The following is a 1476-nucleotide window of genomic DNA, read 5'->3' on the forward strand; positions in this document are numbered from 1 at the left end:
CCCCCCCGGGGGGCGACCAGAAAATCCACCCCACCAAACACGCGGCGGGCGGGCCCCGGGGGGCCCCGCACGCCTGCTTCGTTTCCCGACGGGAACCGGGGTTGCCTAGTGGTTGCGCAGCACGGCGACGGCGTTGTGCCCGCCGAAGCCGAACGAGTTGCTCAGGGCGACAATGTCGCCGTCGCGCAGCTTGCGGCTGGACGTAACCACGTCCAGGGGAATCTCCGGATCCTGGTTGTCCAGGTTGATGGTTACCGGGGCCTGGCGTTCATATACAGCCAGTGCAGTCAGGACCGCTTCAACCGCCCCCGAGGCACCAAGCAGGTGTCCCATCTGGGACTTGGTGGCAGAGACGGCCACGCCGTCGAGGGCGTTGCCCAAGGCGGCCTTCAGCGCGGTGTACTCAGGCTTGTCACCCACCGGGGTGGACGTGGCGTGGGCGTTTACGTGCACTACGTCTTCCGCCTGGGCGCGCGCATCAAACAGGGCCGCCTTCAGGGCCCGGGTGGCGCCAAGGCCCTCGGGGTCAGGTGCCGTGATGTGGTAGGCGTCAGCAGTAACGGCAGTGCCGGCCAGTTCGGCGTAGATCCGGGCGCCGCGTGCCCGGGCGTGCTCTTCGCTTTCCAGGACGAGGGCGCCGGCGCCCTCACCCATCACGAAACCGTCGCGGTCGCGGTCGTATGGCCGGGAGGCGCGTTCGGGATCGTCGTTGCGCTTGGACAGGGCCTGCATCGAGGCGAAGGAAGCCAGGGGCATCGGGTGAATGCAGGCCTCCGCACCGCCGGCCACCACAATGTCGGCCTTGCCGGAGCGGATCAGTTCCAGCCCCTGGTGCAGGGCCTCGGTACCGGATGCGCAGGCGGAAACCGGGGTATGGGCGCCGGCCCGGGCGCCAAGGTCAAGGCTGACCGCAGCGGCGGGACCGTTGGGCATCAGCATCGGCACGGTCATGGGCAGGACCCGGCGAGGGCCCTTCTCGCGGAGGGTATCCCAGGCGTCCAGCAGGGTCCAGACTCCGCCGATGCCGGTGGCAAACGTGACCGCCAGGCGGTCCTGGTCCACGTCTTCCAGGCCGGAGTCGGCCCAGGCTTCGCGGGCAGCGACGACGGCGAACTGGGTGGACGGGTCCATCCGCTTGGCTTCGACACGGGAAAGGACTTCAGAGGCGGGATTCGTGACCCGCGCCGCGAAGGTGACGGGCAGGGAGTACTTCTGGACCCACTCGTCTTCCAACGTGCGGGCGCCGGAGACACCCTGCAGTGCGTTCTTCCACATGGTCGGGACGTCCCCGCCGATAGGCGTGGTCGCACCAAGGCCTGTGATGACTACTTTGCGGGCCATGATTCACTCTCTTGAAGCAGTTGCTGTTGGGGTGCCGGGCATCCCGGCGGTACCGGGCGGGGGGGGCGGGGGGGGGGGGGCCCCGGGGGGGGGGGGGGGGGGGGGGGGTGTTCAAGACCCCCGCCGCCCCGGCCG

General features: G+C 69.7%; 1 protein-coding gene. It reads right to left on the reverse strand.

All coding sequences use genetic code 11. From position 1 onward, the window contains the following. Nucleotides 1-105: 105 nt before the first annotated feature. Nucleotides 106-1341 carry a beta-ketoacyl-ACP synthase II gene (gene fabF / locus LJ754_RS07310; protein ID WP_227926101.1) on the reverse strand — a complete coding sequence of 412 codons (1236 nt, stop codon included), beginning with the start codon at nt 1339-1341 and terminating at the stop codon, nt 106-108. Between the last annotated feature and the right edge of the window lie 135 nt (nt 1342-1476).

The organism is Arthrobacter sp. zg-Y40 (genome assembly GCF_020731535.1).
GTDB lineage: Bacteria > Actinomycetota > Actinomycetes > Actinomycetales > Micrococcaceae > Arthrobacter_B.